14 protein-coding genes and 1 pseudogene are annotated in these 16798 nt (G+C 33.7%); 6 read left to right on the top strand and 9 right to left on the bottom strand.

Annotation, left to right across the window (positions count from 1 at the left end; genetic code table 11):
- Positions 1-478: 478 nt before the first annotated feature.
- The gene (locus tag BAQ49_RS15360) at positions 479-2353 is read right to left on the bottom strand and encodes an ABC transporter ATP-binding protein (protein WP_071746027.1); all 1875 of its coding nucleotides are present in this window, start codon (positions 2351-2353) and stop codon (positions 479-481) included.
- On the bottom strand, positions 2350-4596 hold the full coding sequence (locus tag BAQ49_RS15355; RefSeq protein WP_071746026.1) for an ABC transporter ATP-binding protein: 2247 nt from the start codon (positions 4594-4596) through the stop codon (positions 2350-2352). Before BAQ49_RS15355 ends, BAQ49_RS15360 begins: the two co-directional genes overlap by 4 nt.
- Before the next feature lie 750 nt (positions 4597-5346).
- Here BAQ49_RS15355 and pssA point away from each other — a divergent pair.
- Together pssA and BAQ49_RS32980 are read left to right on the top strand one after the other, a co-directional pair.
- Positions 5347-5838, top strand: coding sequence for a CDP-diacylglycerol--serine O-phosphatidyltransferase (gene pssA / locus BAQ49_RS15350; protein WP_002085344.1), 492 nt, complete (start codon positions 5347-5349; stop codon positions 5836-5838).
- Between the two features lie 32 nt (positions 5839-5870).
- Entirely contained in the window at positions 5871-6008 is a 138-nt protein-coding gene (locus BAQ49_RS32980) for a hypothetical protein (RefSeq protein WP_165616050.1), read from the top strand.
- Positions 6009-6271: 263 nt separating this feature from the next.
- Here the strand turns inward: BAQ49_RS32980 and BAQ49_RS15345 are convergent, their stop codons facing one another.
- On the bottom strand, positions 6272-7387 hold the full coding sequence (locus BAQ49_RS15345; protein ID WP_071746025.1) for an NAD(P)/FAD-dependent oxidoreductase: 1116 nt from the start codon (positions 7385-7387) through the stop codon (positions 6272-6274).
- A gap of 126 nt (positions 7388-7513) precedes the next feature.
- A complete protein-coding gene (locus tag BAQ49_RS15340; protein ID WP_071746024.1) occupies positions 7514-8167 on the bottom strand; it encodes a YdeI/OmpD-associated family protein in 654 nt (217 codons plus the stop codon).
- A gap of 143 nt (positions 8168-8310) precedes the next feature.
- Between BAQ49_RS15340 and BAQ49_RS15335 the strand changes: the two are divergent.
- Positions 8311-8494, top strand: a pseudogene (locus BAQ49_RS15335) (hypothetical protein).
- Positions 8495-8513: 19 nt separating this feature from the next.
- Here the strand turns inward: BAQ49_RS15335 and BAQ49_RS15330 are convergent.
- From BAQ49_RS15330 to BAQ49_RS15315, 4 genes are all read right to left on the bottom strand, one after another.
- Positions 8514-9281, bottom strand: a complete 768-nt coding sequence (locus BAQ49_RS15330; RefSeq protein ID WP_071746023.1) for an arylamine N-acetyltransferase family protein — start codon at positions 9279-9281, stop codon at positions 8514-8516.
- 138 nt (positions 9282-9419) lie between these two features.
- Positions 9420-9941 carry a MepB family protein gene (locus tag BAQ49_RS15325; protein WP_084667460.1) on the bottom strand — a complete coding sequence of 174 codons (522 nt, stop codon included), beginning with the start codon at positions 9939-9941 and terminating at the stop codon, positions 9420-9422.
- An 84-nt stretch (positions 9942-10025) separates the two neighbouring features.
- Positions 10026-10397, bottom strand: a complete 372-nt coding sequence (locus BAQ49_RS15320) for a DUF4180 domain-containing protein (protein ID WP_071746021.1) — start codon at positions 10395-10397, stop codon at positions 10026-10028.
- 162 nt (positions 10398-10559) lie between these two features.
- Positions 10560-11234: an HAD family hydrolase gene (locus BAQ49_RS15315; RefSeq protein WP_071746273.1), complete on the bottom strand. Its 675-nt coding sequence runs from the start codon at positions 11232-11234 to the stop codon at positions 10560-10562.
- Between the two features lie 462 nt (positions 11235-11696).
- On the opposite strand from BAQ49_RS15315, the gene BAQ49_RS15310 reads away from it, so the two are divergent.
- Both BAQ49_RS15310 and BAQ49_RS15305 read left to right on the top strand, forming a co-directional pair.
- Complete coding sequence (locus tag BAQ49_RS15310) at positions 11697-12362, top strand: response regulator transcription factor (protein WP_071746020.1); 666 nt, start codon at positions 11697-11699, stop codon at positions 12360-12362.
- Positions 12355-13827, top strand: a complete 1473-nt coding sequence (locus tag BAQ49_RS15305; protein ID WP_071746019.1) for a sensor histidine kinase — start codon at positions 12355-12357, stop codon at positions 13825-13827. Before BAQ49_RS15310 ends, BAQ49_RS15305 begins: the two co-directional genes overlap by 8 nt.
- A gap of 61 nt (positions 13828-13888) precedes the next feature.
- Here BAQ49_RS15305 and BAQ49_RS15300 read toward each other — a convergent pair whose 3' ends face one another.
- Positions 13889-15181, bottom strand: a complete 1293-nt coding sequence (locus tag BAQ49_RS15300; protein WP_071746272.1) for a hypothetical protein — start codon at positions 15179-15181, stop codon at positions 13889-13891.
- Between the two features lie 466 nt (positions 15182-15647).
- On the opposite strand from BAQ49_RS15300, the gene bla reads away from it, so the two are divergent.
- The gene (bla, locus tag BAQ49_RS15295) at positions 15648-16583 is read left to right on the top strand and encodes a class A beta-lactamase (protein ID WP_071746018.1); all 936 of its coding nucleotides are present in this window, start codon (positions 15648-15650) and stop codon (positions 16581-16583) included.
- Positions 16584-16798 lie beyond the last annotated feature (215 nt).

The raw sequence follows: 16798 nt of genomic DNA, 5'->3' as shown, positions 1-16798 counted from the left end.
GTTTTATAGTACCCTTTTTGATAATTCCCTTTAATTAAACAGGCTATCCGTTAAGCAACAATTAATGGGGAAGAAATGCTCCTTATCTTTGGAGAAAGTCATAAAACAAGAGAAGGAGAAGAACACTAAAACTTTACGAGGCTACGGTGAAGATTTTTGTACAACCATAACAACTACATTCTTCGTATTTTATATATTATCAATAAAGAGTTCAGAAAACCCATAAATAAAAAAAAACGAGTGCCGTGAAGAAACGCACTCATTGAAAGGAATTTACCATCCTCGACGATTATCGTGATCACAGTCAGGATCATGGTTTCCCTTTAAAATATTCCATTTATCATGCTCCTCACTCTGCTTTGCAAATGTCTAGATTACTTTTAAAAACTTTGTAACAGAACCTTAAAAATGATAAAAACCCACGAAGAAAATGCATTTTCTTCGTGGGTTTAGTTATTTAAATGGACTTTCAGCTAACTCAAGAAGCATCCGCACCTTCAAACTGACTATTATAAAGCGAAGCATAGAAACCATCAGCTTTTAATAACTCTTCATGATTACCTTGTTCTACAATATCCCCGTCTTTCATGACAAGGATTAAATCTGCATCACGTATTGTTGATAATCTATGGGCGATAATGAAACTTGTTCTACCTTCCATAAGGTTTTCCATCGCTTTTTGAATCAGTACTTCTGTACGAGTGTCAATGGAGCTTGTTGCTTCATCGAGTATTAATATTTTCGGATCCGCCATAAGGGCACGTGCAATTGTGAGTAGTTGCTTTTGTCCTTGGGATACATTGCTTGCTTCTTCGTTTAGTTCCATTTGATATTTATTTGGTAATGTTTTTACGAAGTTGTGAACGTGAGCTGCTTTCGCTGCTTCAATTACTTCTGAGTCTGTAGCATCGAGTCTACCGTAACGTATATTTTCCATGATGGAGCCGTTAAATAGCCAAGTGTCTTGAAGTACCATACCAAACATGTTGCGCAAGTCTTCTCGCGTGAAGTCTTTTATATCGTGACCGTCGATACATATTGCACCGCTGTTTATATCATAGAAACGCATTAACAGTTTTACAATCGTTGTTTTACCAGCTCCGGTTGGTCCGACGATTGCTACTTTTTGTCCATGTTTAATGTTAGATGAGAAATTATTGATGATGATCTTATCTGGATTGTATCCAAATTGAACATCTTGGAAGGTAACTTCTCCTTGAACTTTTTGCAACTTCACTGGATTTTCTGCTTCTGGCACTTCCTCTTCTTCTTCTAAAAATTCGAAGACTCTTTCTGCAGCAGCTGCAGTGGATTGAAGTACGTTCGCGATTTGCGCTACTTGAGCGATTGGTTGCGTAAAGCTTCTAACATATTGCACAAAGGCTAAAATGTCTCCAACTGCGATGGTTCTCTTTACCGCAAGCCATCCGCCTAAAATAGATACAGCGACGTAACCGATATTACCGATAAATGTCATAATCGGCATCATCATTCCAGATAAAAATTGAGATTTCCATGCGGAGTGGTAAAGGGTATCATTTACCTCTTCGAATTTTTTAACTTCTTCTTCTTCTTTGTTAAAGGCTTTCACGATATTGTGACCACTATAAATTTCTTCGACCTGACCGTTTACGTGTCCTAAATATTCTTGCTGGGATTTGAAGTATTTTTGTGATCGTTTTACGACTGCCATGATGAGAATCATCGATACTGGCAATATTAAAATCGCTACTAATGTCATTTGCCAGCTGATTGATAACATCATGATAAGTACACCGATGATTGTAATAACGGATGTGATGATTTGCGACATACTTTGGTTTAAAGTTTGGCTCACCGTATCTACGTCATTTGTAATTCTCGATAATACTTCGCCGTGCGTTGTTTTATCAAAGTATTTCAGCGGCATACGGTTAATTTTTTCATCGATTTCTTTTCTGAAGTTATAAGATACTTTTTGAGCTACTCCAGAAATAATGTATCCCTGGATAATACCAAACACAGTGCTCAGTATATATAATCCAAGGAGTAAAATGACAATGTTTCCGATATAAGTAAAGTCAATGGCCGCACCGGGTGCTCCTGATACTTTGCTTACGAGTCCTTCGAAAAGTTTTGTTGTCGCATTGCCTAAAATTTTTGGACCAACGATTGTAAAGGCTGCACTACCGATTGCGAAAAGGATAACGACTAAGATTGATAATTTATAGGGCTTCAAGTATTGAAGGAGTTTATTCATCGTTCCTTTGAAGTTTTTTGCTTTCTCAATCTTTCTCATGCCGCCGCCCATATGACCGCCACCGCCAGGACCAGGGCCGCCTTGTTTTCTATTTTCTATTTTTCTATCACTCATGATGACAACTCCTCTCTTGAAAGTTGTGATAAAGCAATTTGCTTATAAACTTCACAATTTTCCATAAGCTCTCCATGAGTACCAGTTCCAACTATTTTCCCTTCGTCAAGTACAATAATCTTATCGGCATTCATGATTGTACTGATTCTTTGGGCAATAAGTAAAATAGTACTTCCTGTAATCTCATTGTTTAAAGCTCTGCGCAATGCTGCGTCTGTCTTAAAGTCAAGAGCTGAGAAACTATCATCGAATATGAAGATTTCCGATTTTTTCGTAAGAGCACGCGCAATAGAAAGTCTTTGTTTTTGACCACCGGAAACGTTCGTACCACCTTGTGATATTTCTGTACGGAAGTTTTCAGGTTTCGCGTTAATAAACTCCATAGCCTGCGCGATTTCTGCCGCTTTTTCGAGTTCTTCTTCAGTTGCTTCTTTCTTACCGTATTTCAAATTACTCTCGATTGTACCTGAGAAGAGAACTCCTTTTTGCGGTACATAACCAATTTTCTCTCTTAATTCCTTCTGAGATACTTCTCTAATATCCGTGCCATCTATTAATATTTGGCCGCTTGTGACATCGTAAAAGCGTGGAATTAAGTTGATTAATGTTGATTTACCACTACCTGTACTTCCGATGAAAGCTGTCGTTTCACCAGGTTTTGCAGTAAAGGTGATATTGGAGAGCACATCTTCTTCTGCACCTGGGTATCTAAAGCCAACATTTTTAAATTCAACGTAACCTTTCTTGTCTGAATCAAATGTTTTCGGCTCTTTTACATCACTAATGGTAATGTCAGTATCTAAAACTTCTGCGATACGTTGTGCGGAAACTGAAGCACGTGGAACCATAATAGATACCATTGAAATCATTAAGAATGCCATGATGATTTGCATTGTATATTGCATAAATGCCATCAAATCACCAACTTGCATATTTCCCATATCCACTTGGTGTGATCCAACCCAAATAATAAGTACAGTAACGGCATTCATGATAAACATCATCATTGGCATCATAAATGACATTAAACGGCTTACAAATAAGTTTGTTTTTGTTAAATCTTGATTTCCTTTTTCAAATTTCTTTTCTTCATGTTTTTGATTATTAAAAGCACGAATAACGAGCATACCTGTTAAGGATTCACGAGTGATTAAGTTAATTTTATCTACTAACTTTTGGATACGCTTAAACTTAGGAATCGCGACGCTAAATAAACCAATGACTAAGCTTAAAATTGCGATTACGGCAACTCCGATAATCCATCCCATTGAAACGTCTGTAGTAAGTACTTTAATAATGCCGCCTATACCTAAAATCGGTGCATAGAATACAATGCGAAGCATCATAACCATAAGTGTTTGAACTTGCTGGATATCATTTGTACTTCTTGTGATTAGAGATGCAGTGGAAAACTTATCAAACTCCGCATTCGAAAAGTTTGTAACTTTCCGAAATACTTTCTTTCTAAGGTCTCTGCCCAGTCCAGCAGCTACTTTTGCAGCAAGTAAACTCACGATAACGGTAGCTGCCATACTTACTAAGGATAAAAGCAGCATTTTCCCGCCGGAAGTAAAAATATAATTAGATTGAAGTTTATTAGTATTGATACCGATCTTCTTATACTCATTCTCAATGTATGGAACAGCTGACTGTGTTACCATGCTACCTGGCATATTCTTGAACTTCTCATTTGCCTTGTCTTTCATTGCATTGATTTGATCTTGAGGAAGTTTCGCAATGATTGCAAAAGGATCAGTATTTGGCGGAAGCTTCACTGGTGTTTTGTTGTCGCCTGTCGCAGCAGGAGGGAAAGCAGATGAGCCGCCTTTTTCAATTCCTTGTGTAATTAACATTGGTTTCCCAAAGATATCGTTAAGTTCGTTAATTATTTTTTTATCTTCTGTATGTAGCTTATAAAGTGGCTCTTTATCAAGCTGCGGATAATCTTTTAAATCATTTTTCAGTTCACTTTGAGAGAGGTTGTTCTTATCTAAAAGCGCATAGTTGTCAGCTACTTTTTTCTTTTCATTTTCATTCATAAAGAGCGTAAGTTTATCCATTTCACTTTTACGAATAACCTCAGGTACTGCATTTTCTACACCTTTTTGTTGAATCCCTACATTGACAATGTTAGACATATAGTCTGGCAGTGATAGATCGCATACTGCCTGTACAGTTAAAAGACATACAACTGCAATGATGGAAGCAACAAATGGTTTTAAATGTTTGATGATCTTTAACATTTAGTTCATCTCTCCATTTTCTTTGTCTAATTTTTTTAGTTTTTACTCCGCTTCTCTCCTTTATTCTTCGTATTCTCAGTAATTCATTCTAGCAGCTCTTTACGTATTTTCGACTACAGATTAATTTTATGACTATATGAAGATATGATGCAACTTTTAGGGTGTAGATGTTGTTTTATAGGACTTAAATCCCAAAATAGATATCTAACTAATCTTTTCTGGCGGAAAACCAGAATTTTGTAAACTACCTGAATTGATTGATGAATATCGGATTAATATGTTTCCTGTAGTCTTAGGCAGTGGACTACCTTTATTTAAAGAAATTACGGAAAAAATCAATCTTAAGCTTATAAAAAACAATACATTTAAAACCGGAGTGGTTGGTCTTATCCACCAACCGAAGGAAAATGCTTGACTGCTCGGCACTTCAACTATCGGGTGCTAATATTCAACAACGCGTACCGAAAATAATCAAACATATTTTATAAAAAGTGATTCTATAAAATATGTTTAGAGCCTGTTTTGATTACTCTTTTTTTCAAAAACGTTTTTTTATATTAGGTAAATTAGCAGTAGTAGTCTTACCTTTGATCAAACATGTTTATAAACCAACATAACGTACAGGAAATCGACTTTTCTCTTGTCGGAATTTACTTAGCATACAGTGGTCATATATTTTCAAGAATAACGGAAGAATATATAGAAAATGCTACATAAACGTGAAGTTTAATCAACTTAGGGGGGACAACCTTGTTCAATCAAATAGTAAAAGCTGTACCCAATTTATTTACGATTGGAAATTTATTGTGCGGTGTTTTTTCAATTACCATGAATATGAGTGACTATTTGGAAGTGGCTTCCATTTTTATTTTCTTTTCAGCTGTTTTAGATCTCCTTGATGGAAGAATTGCGAGAAAATTAAAAGTGAACAGTGAGTTTGGTGTACAATTGGATTCCTTAGCTGATATTGTTAGTTTCGGAGTTGCTCCTGCACTTTTATTTCATTCGATAGCAACACCATCTATTTTAACTTCTTTGGCATTTATCCTTTTCCCAACGATGGGCGCTTTAAGATTAGCTAAATTTAGTGTAAAACCAACCATTGGATATTTTAAGGGATTACCTATTCCAGCTGCTGGATTACCATTAGCTGGAATGGGATTATTTTCATATAGCAATGCATGGATTACATTAATCCTTGCTCTCTTAATGGTAAGTCCAATTAGGTTTAAAAAACTTTAATTGTGATCCCGTCTATCACTTTAATTTCATTTATGAAACGGTTCGCTAATATCCATCAAGTTGAGGTTTTTGATGTTATTCATCATTTTACGGATTCAGCGATGGGACCGACTTTAAAGAGCTTACCTATTGTAATAGATTATGAAATTGGATACCCTCCAATTTCATAATCTATTGTTTATATTTCTGATATGTATAAAAAGAAAGGATATTCGCCTCTATATTGAACGAATCAACCTTTCTTCTCTAATGACTCAAACGATAAAAATGTACTTCGTTGCTAAAAAAGACAAAAAATTTCTGTTTTGTGGGTTATCTATTTTCTTAGCTTAATAGTGATGTAGTGGTACCCCTTTGTTTAAAAGAACACCTACCGCCCAAATAACATAACAAAAAAGATTAGGAAATCACTCCTAATCTTTTTTGTTTATTACTATTCCAGTGCACCAGCAACATCATAATCATTTAAATCTAATTCAATTGGTTGTCCCAATGCAAGTTTAGCAAGTTCAGATCCTAAGTATGGCCCAGCAGTTAAACCCGAAGCACCTAATCCGTTTGCAACGAGAATACCTTCAAACTTAGGTAGTGGCCCAATAACAGGTAAGAACCCTGGTGTAAACGGTCTAAAGCCGACTCTTGTTTCAATCATTGTACCATCTTCTAAACCAGGCGCTACAGTTAATGCTTTATGGAATACTTCATGTAAACCACCTGCAGTTACACGGTGATCGAAACCAGTATCATTCTCATGCGTTGCACCAATTACGACATGGCCATTGTCAAACGTTAAAATATATTGATCGTTTGGCGGCATAACAACTGGCATATTTTCTGTTGCTGTATTTTCCATTTGCAGATGAATAATTTGCCCTTTTTGGAACGTAACTAAGAAATTAATTCCTAATGGGTTCAAGATTTCGTTTGCCCATGCGCCTGCAGTTACCATTACCTTTTCCGCTACAATTGTTTCGTCATTTACTTTAACTCCCGTAATATGATTCCCTTCACGGACTAATACTGCATCGCCTTTTATGAAAATTGCACCATGCTTTTTCGCAGCGCTTATTAATGCGTTGCGTAATAATCTTCCATTTACTCGTGCAGCGCCACTAATATGAACAGAACTATATTCTTCCGATAATGCAGGGAATAATTTTTTCGTTTCTTCAGCTGATAAGCGAGTGATTTCACCAATCTCCGGTGCATCTTCACGGCGTTTATACGCTCGCTCTTCCATTTGATCTAGTTTTTTCTCATCAGTATGTAAACTAATTGCGCCTACACGGTTGTAACCTGTATCCGTTTCACCGTCTTCTTCTAATTGCTGAATTAACGAAGAATAGTAACGTGCACCGCCTTTAACGATTTTATACCATGCTTTATTACGACGTTGCGACAGCCACGGACAGACAATACCTGCTGCTGCGTCAGTTGCTTGACCTAAATCTTGACGATCTACAATAGTAACCTTCGCACCAGCCTTAGCAAGATGATAAGCAGTAGACGCTCCTAAAATTCCAGCTCCAACTACAATATACGATTTCATTTCAAACACCTTTTCTCTTTTGCTGATTATTTAAATATAAGAACATACTTAAGTATAATAGAAGGAATCCTTTTTTCAATGTACTCATCGCAATCAATTGTTTCATCATTGTGACTTTCCTAATTGTTATTTTTTCTTCTTACGGAATAATTCAATTGTTTTATAGCCTTGTGAAAGGATTTCAATCATTTTCTCAAGACGTTTTTCACGCGTTTTTTCTTGTTTCACAGAAAATAAATTACGTGCCCAATCTTTCTGATATCCAGGAGTTAAACTTTGATAAAACTTAAGTTCATTTGGATGATTAGCCAGTAATGCTTCAACATCTTGAATACGATCTGCATAATCGGCAACACATTGACTCGCTGCAGGTGTTTTCTTCGCTTTTTTCTTTTCACGTTTTAAACCTACAACTGTAAAGACATCATCCATACTTACCATTCGCGCAAATTTAATTTCGCTTTCCCCCACATATCCATCATCTCCAACGTTTAATGCCGGAAACATCTCATCACGGTGAATAAACGTACTGTAACGAGCGTTACCTTTTTTCGGATATGCGAAAAACACGTAGCCTTTTTCAATTAGTAATTCTTCATTACTAATAATAAAATTCGTTTGTTTCACCATTTCATCAAGTGTTTCAACAAAAATAAAAATAGCATCATGTTCTTTTGAAAATGAAGTTTCTTTACCTGTGAAAATGTCATAATCACTTGGTTCGTTAATTACGACCATATTTGTATACTTATTTAGTTTCAATTTATCAATTACTGACATTATAATCTTCCTTTACATCCAATATTCATTTTATATACTTCTTTATACTGTTCTAGTGTATTATATCTATTAAGAAAATTAAACTTTAAATAGTGTTATTCTGTTTCAAAAGAACAAAAATCTTTATTTGAAGGGATGGTTTTATGCCGTATGTAATCCGAGATGAAGGACTGGTTTTACAGGGGGGATGATGGAAAAGAACCAGTTTTTAATTCATATGAAGAGGCTGCAAAAACATTAAAAACATTAACTATACCACAGTTTCCAAAACACATTAGAAGAAAACCTTTTAAACCAAAAATTATACAAATAGCCGATTCTGAATAAGAACCGGCTATTTGTATATTCACAACTCAATAGCAAATACAGTATATAAAAGCTCTCTATATTGATCTTCTGTAATTTCACGTTTCGTTTTTTCCCGATGAATCATTTCAGTTAAACTCGTATTCGTTAAAGAGACATGGCCATAGTCCGTCAATTTCACTACAATTGGTCCCTTATTGAAAATAGATTTCTCATCTTCTATTACTCTACTTTGAACATCATTGACTACTATCTCATCAATGATACGATTATAAAAAGCATGACAAACTTTCCACTCTCCGTTAGTATCTTTTCTTTCTAAAACGAAATTTCCTTTACTCGTATCTTTTCGTCTCACTCGATACGTTCCATTTTTAGAGGTAACAGACTCGTCAGTAAAAGGTACAGGGACTAGAGGTACTAATGAAGCAATACCTACATCAATTAAGTATCGTACGTTATCATAATTTAAAATAATCGTTATATGCCCATCCTCAAGTGCCCATGCGTTTATTTCATTTTTATATACGGTACCTAGTGCAAGTTGTACATCAAAACCACAATCTTTTAAAAAGTAGTAAAAAAGAGTATTTAATTCATAACAAAGTCCGCCGCGGGATCTACTTAAAATTTTCTCCTGTAAATTTTCTATAGTAATTGTATTCGCATTACGTGCTATAACATCTAAATTCTCAAATGGTATAGTGTGTGCAAATGCAAAGAGAATTGTATCTAATTCTTCAAACTTCACTTCAGTAAGGTTTGCAAGATTCAATCTTGTAAAAAGCTTATGTTGTAGACTTGTCATAGTCAGCACCCCTTAAAATGTATAAGTTAAAATAGTATATGCTGATTGTAATTTTGATGGGGTACTGAAACAATGTACATTTCGTTTAACTGTACCGGTACAAAAAGTCTAACCAACAAGATTACTTAAGATGAGAAGCTACGAATACAAATTTAATAGTTTGTCTATGGGTATATTATGATCGCTTAAATCAACAAAATACTGAAGTTGCCACATTTGGCTCTTTTTAGCTTGGTTGCTAACAGGGGTATCCCAAATCGGATAAATCCTCATAGCCATCTTGCCTTTTTGATTTTGTGTTCTCAAAATTTTTTCCTTAAGAAGAATCTCTTTAGGGAAAATAAATTGTCCTAGTTTATTATCATCTATACAAGTAATAACTAATAAGTCAGGAGCAGCATCATAAGAAAACGTTTGATTTTGCATATTGTCATCTTTCTCCCAAAAAGAAACAAATTGACCAATTTTATTAGGAGTAATCTTTGACTTTCTAAAACGAATGGTTTTGTTATTTAAGTGAAATAAACATCCTGCATATTCTGCGTTTTGCTTTTCTTCTTTTAGATTCGTAATTATTAAATTGTTAGGTTTGTAAACTATATTGTTTAAATTTCGGATCGTATCATTAAAATTGTTCAAGAAAACTCCCCCTTTATTCATTTCTTAGTTTACCACAAACATCAGTTCCTATATGCTGTAAATAATAAGCAATGTGAAAAAGAGGGAGATTTTACTGGGGTATTATTATTGCTTTAATGTACTTAGTTTTTCAATTGCTTGTTGTTCAGTTGCTAAGTAAAAAATATCTTTACCTTTATTACATTCATAAATAAAATCCTTTAAGCTTTTACTAGTATACATAGAAAAATCCCCAATGATAGCAATCTTTACCTTGTAGTTTATAAACTTTTGAAGGATATCGCCCGCAAGACGTGTTTTTAGATCAAAGAAATCTTCACTTATTAAAGATTTATGGATAATAATATGTTTCGCATCTACCTCATATTGAACTGTTGCCAAAAGATCCAACGCAGTTTGAACATCAGATATTACTACTGTATCATTTCTAACAAGAGCAATCTTTATTCCGCCAATTACGACTTTCTTTATTTCCATAGTCTCACTCCTCTATAATTTATAAAGTATATATTAAACATGCTGTCTAGATCTTCATTAACACACATAAATGATTTGCCCCTGGCTCTATATCATCGTAAATAAATATTGTTTTAAAACTTCTCATACGGTCAATGAAATTAAGGGTAATCTATCTTTTTACTATTTTTGAAAATTTATCTCCCCACAATAACTTAATAAATTATCAAAAGAAGTAATCTCGGCATATGGTTTTATGTCGGTATTATTCTTAAACATATTAGGATTGAACCATATGCCCTTTATATTTGCATTTTGACAACCAGCAATATCCTTTTCTAAGTCATCTCCAACAAATAATACATCTTCTGGTTGCATATTTAGCTTATTTAATGCTAGTTCGAATATACGTTTATCAGGTTTACTAAATCCCACTTCTTCAGAGATAATGATAGTATCAAAGTAATTGTTTAAATTTGTGTTAATTATTTTAGCCGTTTGCCTTTGAGTTGAGCCATTTGTAATAATACCAACCTTAATATGCATCTTGATACTATTTAAGAAATTAATAGTATTTTGGTTTATAGAAAAACATTTAGGGAAATTATTATTCCAAAAATCTTGAATGTAATTGCGTGGCAATCTATACTTCGGCGGGAATTCATCAAACAATGATTCCAAAACTATCGTTTTATTACTTATGCCGTATTCCCCTTTATCGTATTCTTTGAATTTCTGTAACATATTGTTTTTGACTGTATCACTAACATCCTCATAACACTTTTCTAAAACTAATAAAAACAAGTCATCTACTGCCTTTTCCCTATCAAGTAACGTATCATCTAAATCAAACAGCATCGCTTTATAACTCATCAAATAATTTCACAACCTTTCTCACATGATTTAAATAATCCCTAGTTCGCACCTTAGGCCTTTACTAAATTAGCAAAAAAACTCCAAAGTTTGTGGCGTACACTCTAGAATTTCGCTGGCTTCTTTTATATTTAAATTCATCTCCCTTTTCCCTTCTAGTAAAGTATCGAAAGTATATTTTCAAACAGTTTAAAAAACTACACACATTTTACATTATTATACATTAGTTTTTCGTAAATATTAATCGTTCAGCTTTTTATATGATAAGTTTTTTCAAGCACACAAATATTTCTCCATAAAAAAGGAATATGGGTAATAATACTTTTTTACGGAGAATACACAATCTTGAAAATGGAGTTAATACGTTAAACGTCCTATGAAGTTTCCTACTGTATCTCCACATAAACTACAGATAGTACGGCTATAATGACTACCAGAGGTGATATTATGAAAAACTATCATATCCTCGTGGTTGAGGACGATCAAGAAATTCAGGAATTAATTAAACAATTTTTAATGACACAACAGTATACAGTGGTAGTTACTTCAGATGGACTAGAGGGTATGACACAATTTAATAAGCAATCCTTTGATTTAGTTCTTCTAGATGTAATGATGCCCAATCTTAATGGATTTGAAGTTGCTAAAATGATTCGAAGTCAGTCAAACATACCAATTATTATGCTAACTGCGTTAGAAGAAGAGGAAGATCAAATGAAAGGGTTCGATCTTGGAATCGATGATTATATAACAAAACCCTTTTCGTTTCATGTTTTGATTAGACGAGTCGAAGCTGTACTTAGAAGAAGTTATGATAAAAATGTAAATAATCATTTGGTATTTAAAGAAGTGCGCATTGATGTTGATGCATATAGAGTATATGTAAATGATGTTGAAATTTTATTAACGACAAAAGAGTTCGAAATTCTACAACTACTATTTCAAAATGAGAGAAAAGTACTCACAAGAGAAAATATCGTAGAAAAAGTTTGGGGGTACGATTATTTTGGAGAAACACGAATAATTGATACACATATTAAAAACCTACGTAAAAAGTTAGCTATTCCTTATATTAAAACAATAAAGGGTATTGGTTATAAAATTGATGAATAGTATTGTGAAAATCATGAAGATGAAGCAAATTACTTATAAACTCTTTATGACTACCTCTCTCATTTTGTTATCCTTTGCAGTATTGATTTATTTAACTTTATACTTCTTTCTCCCTACGTTTTATGAGCAATACAAAACAGATCAACTTCAAACAGGGATAAAAGAAATCATTGATAAGTCTAAAGATCTTACGTTTCAAGATGCGATACCACTTTTTGATGAATATGCCAAAAAAAATAATGCGATGCTTTATCTTCAAAATAATGAGGGAATAATTAAATACTCTCCTTCATTTTCTTTTACTCAAAATGGTTCGCAAACAACAGTAGTTACTAGAGCGACACGGTTCGATAATGCAGGTACCCTTAGCAATTCATATAACGTTACGCAACCAATTCAATTCCAAGATGGTAGTTTAACGCTTATAGTCTTTGCTACATTTCAACCAATTGATGAAGCTTCACAGGTTTTAGTACGCTTTCTCCCCTATATTAGTATCATTGTACTCGTAATTGGTGTAGGGAGTGCTTATTTCTATTCCAGGTTTATTACAAAACCACTTATTTATATTAATGAGGCTGCACAAAAGATGGCAAATTTAGATTTCTCCGAAAAAATTGAGGTTCGCTCTACAGATGAGTTAGGAGAATTATCTAATAGTTTGAATGACATGTCTATTAACTTACAACAAGCTATGTTTGATTTAAAAAAAGCAAATCAACAATTAAAAAATGATATTGAAAAAGAACGAGAAATAGAAACAAAACGCAGAGAGTTTTTTGCGATTGTAGCACATGAATTAAAGACCCCTCTTACTGTAATGAAAGGATACTTAGAAGGGATGATATATAATATTGGCCCTTATCAAAATCGTGATCAATATTTAAAGAAAAATCATCAAATTATTGAAAGTATGGAACAATTAGTTCGTGAAATTTTAAGCATGTCGAAATTAGAACAACACACCTTTAAACTAAAAGTAGAAGAAGTTAATCTTTCGAAGTTAATAGATACAATCACAAAAGATCTCGAATTTTTTGCTTCTCAAAAAAGCATCCAAATAATAAAAGAAATTGATTCTGATCTTTCTGTTTATACAGATCGTGTTCTTTTTGAAAAAGCATGTAAAAATATTATCCATAATGCGGTTATGTATTCACCACATAATGAAAAAGTCTATATAAAGTTAAGTGAGGATTCTAAACAAGGTCAAATCAAAATGCAAATTATGAATACAGGTGTCAATATTAAAGAAGAGGATATACAACAAATTTTCAAACCATTTTATCGAATTGAAAAATCAAGGAATCGAAATACTGGAGGAAGTGGTTTGGGGCTATATATTGTTAAACAAATTCTTGAAACGCTAGATATAAAGTATTCTATAAAGAATATGGAACGTAGTGTACAATTTAGCATGAACATTCCATTATCTAAACAAAAAACAAACAAACTCCCCTCTTAGTAGGACGAGTTTGTTTGTTTGTTTTTTCTAGTTTTAGTATTGTTATTTTTCAAGTTACTTTTTAAGCAATATTGGGATTAGCCTTTTTACCAATCCACATACCTAAGCCCACCATGCCAAGCCAACAGCAAATTGCTAGCATAAACATCAATCGTTGTACGGATAACCTTTCAATCTGCATTTGACTCTTCCCAACAATGGTTTGGAAAAGTTGCGACCATTCGACATTGTAAAAGACCCCTACTCCCACAATCACAATCAATATAAAAAATTGTAAAAATATATTCCCCATATTTCTCCATGTTGTGTAAATGAGTAAAGAAAGCTCTCTATGTGTAGCATCCACCATATATACTTTCAAATTATTTTGAGAAGACATACTATTAATGGCATAGCTCCCAAATGTAACGCTAAGGACTATAAATATTGGAGAATAAGACCCGAATATCATGATTAAAGTACTTACTAAAAACAAATGGATTGGATTAACTTTCTTAGCAGCTTTGATATCTAAAAATATGGACATCAAAATCCCTAATAGGTATGGTCCAACTAAAATGAAAATACAGGTTAACATGTTATAGAAAGTAAAACTATAAAAAATACCTATCAAAAATAAATATCCATTTCCTAATCCAAGTAAAAATGATTCTGCCTTTAAGCGAATTGGTAAAGAAGATGAAAGTTTATGAAAAAACTTTCCTTTCAACAAACTCAAAAACATGAAACAAATAAGCGCTATAGAAAGTAGAAAAAAATAGAAAATATATTGTTCATTATTTATGTTACGACTTGTTCGTATCAAAAGAATAAGCATTGAGACAAAAAGAAACTTTCCTACTACCGATACGATAGAGAAAGGTAAAAGCCCTTTGGCTAACTCTATTTTCGGCATTTTTTTTATAGCAAAAAGGATACTGATTAAACAAATCCCATATATGCATGTTATCAGCGGTGGCGATAGAAAACTAATCGCTAACAATACGATTATTAGTAAAAGAAAAACGATACCAATAATAATCGCTTGTTGATTTTTATTATAAATCTTTCCCCCGCCTTCCACATGTAGAAACAATAAAGTACTCGTCATGGTAGAAATTGTACTAACTGCAAAACTAGAAACTAACGCACTTATTTCTAGCCATCTTGAACTCCATCCAAAGAAAGTAACACTAAGTAATGATACTATCAGAATAGAAACAGTCCAATATAAGGAGCGGTGAATCCCAGCCCTATTCACAATAGGTATCCAGATAAACACACCCGTCATATAAGTTGTATAAAACAAGATTGATGGCCAGTATCCCTCAAAGCCTTTCGAAATCTGTAATCCATAAACAATGTAAATAAGCATGGGTGTAAAGATAGTCGTTATTAGTAGACTAAATGTAGTTATACTTTGCACCACAAGTCTTTTTTGCTTTGGCGTATGTATCGTATAACACCTCACTTAAAATGAAATCAGTAGTTGTTATGACTTATTCTATCCGAAACGAGGTTGTTATATATGCGCTATCCAATTGAAATTCCCGTTACAAGGAAAACTCAATCTAAATCCATATTAAATTAAGTGAAGTTCAAAAATGGATTTTGCGATGCTTAAAAACAAAGTTAATGGATATACTAAAAACTTTAATCATAAATGGAACAAATGCGTTACTTAGATTGTCTATTACATATAAAAAAGGTGCTTTTGGTAGTTCTCTCATTTTGTAATGCAAGAAACACATGAAGAGTGCTATCCTGTGCATTTGTTAATTGTATAGGTATGTAAAATACCTATACAAAATCCATATATTCTTGAAAGAGGTTGAAAATGTATGATAGTTTCAAAGAAGTTTTTTCACATTGCACATTATAAAAAGATGCTCCCTGTAGTATTACTTTCATGTGTAACGCTTATAGGCTGTTCCAATAGTAATATTCAATCCGAATCCCCTAAACAAACCAAACAAGAGCATATAAGTAATCAATCTTTTGTTAAGCTTGAAAAAGATTATGATGCTAAGCTTGGTATTTATGCATTGGACACAGGTACGAATCAAACCGTTACTTATCGTTCAGATGAACGGTTTGCATACGCATCTACCCACAAAGCCCTTGCTGTGGGAGCACTGTTACAGAAGAAATCAATAGAAAATTTAGATCAAATAATTAAGTATACTAGCAAAGATCTTGTGAATTACAATCCAATTACTGAAAAATATGTAGATACAGGTATGACTCTGAAAGAGCTTGCGGATGCTTCCATTCGATATAGTGATAATACTGCACAAAATCTTATTCTTAAACAATTAGGTGGGCCAAGTGAATTCAAAAAATCACTGAGAGACATAGGAGATACTGTCACAAATCCTGAACGTTTTGAACCAGAATTAAACGAAGTGCAGCCAGGAGACACTCGTGATACTAGTACCCCAAAGGCATTAGCTACTAGTCTTCAAGCATACGCGCTAGGGGATATACTTTCCATTGAGAAACGGAACTTTTTAATAGATTTGATGAAAAGAAATACTACGGGGGACAACTTAATTCGTGCTGGAGTTCCAGGAGAATGGGAAGTAGCCGATAAGACTGGCTCTGGGTCTTATGGAACAAGGAATGATATTGCAATCATTTGGCCACCAAATAAAAAGCCAATTATTCTTGCGATACTTTCTAATCATGCGAAAGAAGATGCGAAATACGATGATAAACTTATTGCAAATGCAACTAAAATAGTGTTAGATTCTTTAAAAGTAACGAATAAATCATAGTAATGAATTTAAGCTACTCCTGCTTTACGGCACATATAGTTAGACTTGTACTTATCTAAATGCCAAGAAATGTAAGCGTGTTTTCAGGCAACGAAGGAGGCAAAGGCCTCCTTCTGCTCCTAATCGAACTCTCATCCCATTCCTAAAGAAGACGCCACCACATCGTAGTGGTCTTTCACGTTCGAATCTACTATTTAGAGTTAATATTTTACGTT

Source organism: Bacillus proteolyticus (assembly GCF_001884065.1).
In the GTDB taxonomy this organism is placed as follows: Bacteria; Bacillota; Bacilli; order Bacillales; family Bacillaceae_G; genus Bacillus_A; species Bacillus_A proteolyticus.
Note: the sequence above shows the minus strand (reverse complement) of the source record. Positions and strands in the feature narration are given on the sequence as shown.

Coding starts and splice junctions, on each gene's coding strand:
- BAQ49_RS15360 (WP_071746027.1), bottom strand. CDS start 2,353: ATGAGTGATAGAAAAATAGAAAATAGAAAACAAGGCGGCCCTGGTCCT.
- BAQ49_RS15355 (WP_071746026.1), bottom strand. CDS start 4,596: ATGTTAAAGATCATCAAACATTTAAAACCATTTGTTGCTTCCATCATT.
- BAQ49_RS32980 (WP_165616050.1), top strand. CDS start 5,871: ATGAAACGGTTCGCTAATATCCATCAAGTTGAGGTTTTTGATGTTATT.
- BAQ49_RS15345 (WP_071746025.1), bottom strand. CDS start 7,387: ATGAAATCGTATATTGTAGTTGGAGCTGGAATTTTAGGAGCGTCTACT.
- BAQ49_RS15340 (WP_071746024.1), bottom strand. CDS start 8,167: ATGTCAGTAATTGATAAATTGAAACTAAATAAGTATACAAATATGGTC.
- BAQ49_RS15330 (WP_071746023.1), bottom strand. CDS start 9,281: ATGACAAGTCTACAACATAAGCTTTTTACAAGATTGAATCTTGCAAAC.
- BAQ49_RS15325 (WP_084667460.1), bottom strand. CDS start 9,941: ATGAATAAAGGGGGAGTTTTCTTGAACAATTTTAATGATACGATCCGA.
- BAQ49_RS15320 (WP_071746021.1), bottom strand. CDS start 10,397: ATGGAAATAAAGAAAGTCGTAATTGGCGGAATAAAGATTGCTCTTGTT.
- BAQ49_RS15315 (WP_071746273.1), bottom strand. CDS start 11,234: ATGCTGTTTGATTTAGATGATACGTTACTTGATAGGGAAAAGGCAGTA.
- BAQ49_RS15310 (WP_071746020.1), top strand. CDS start 11,697: ATGAAAAACTATCATATCCTCGTGGTTGAGGACGATCAAGAAATTCAG.
- BAQ49_RS15305 (WP_071746019.1), top strand. CDS start 12,355: ATGAATAGTATTGTGAAAATCATGAAGATGAAGCAAATTACTTATAAA.
- BAQ49_RS15300 (WP_071746272.1), bottom strand. CDS start 15,181: ATGCTTATTTACATTGTTTATGGATTACAGATTTCGAAAGGCTTTGAG.
- bla (WP_071746018.1), top strand. CDS start 15,648: ATGATAGTTTCAAAGAAGTTTTTTCACATTGCACATTATAAAAAGATG.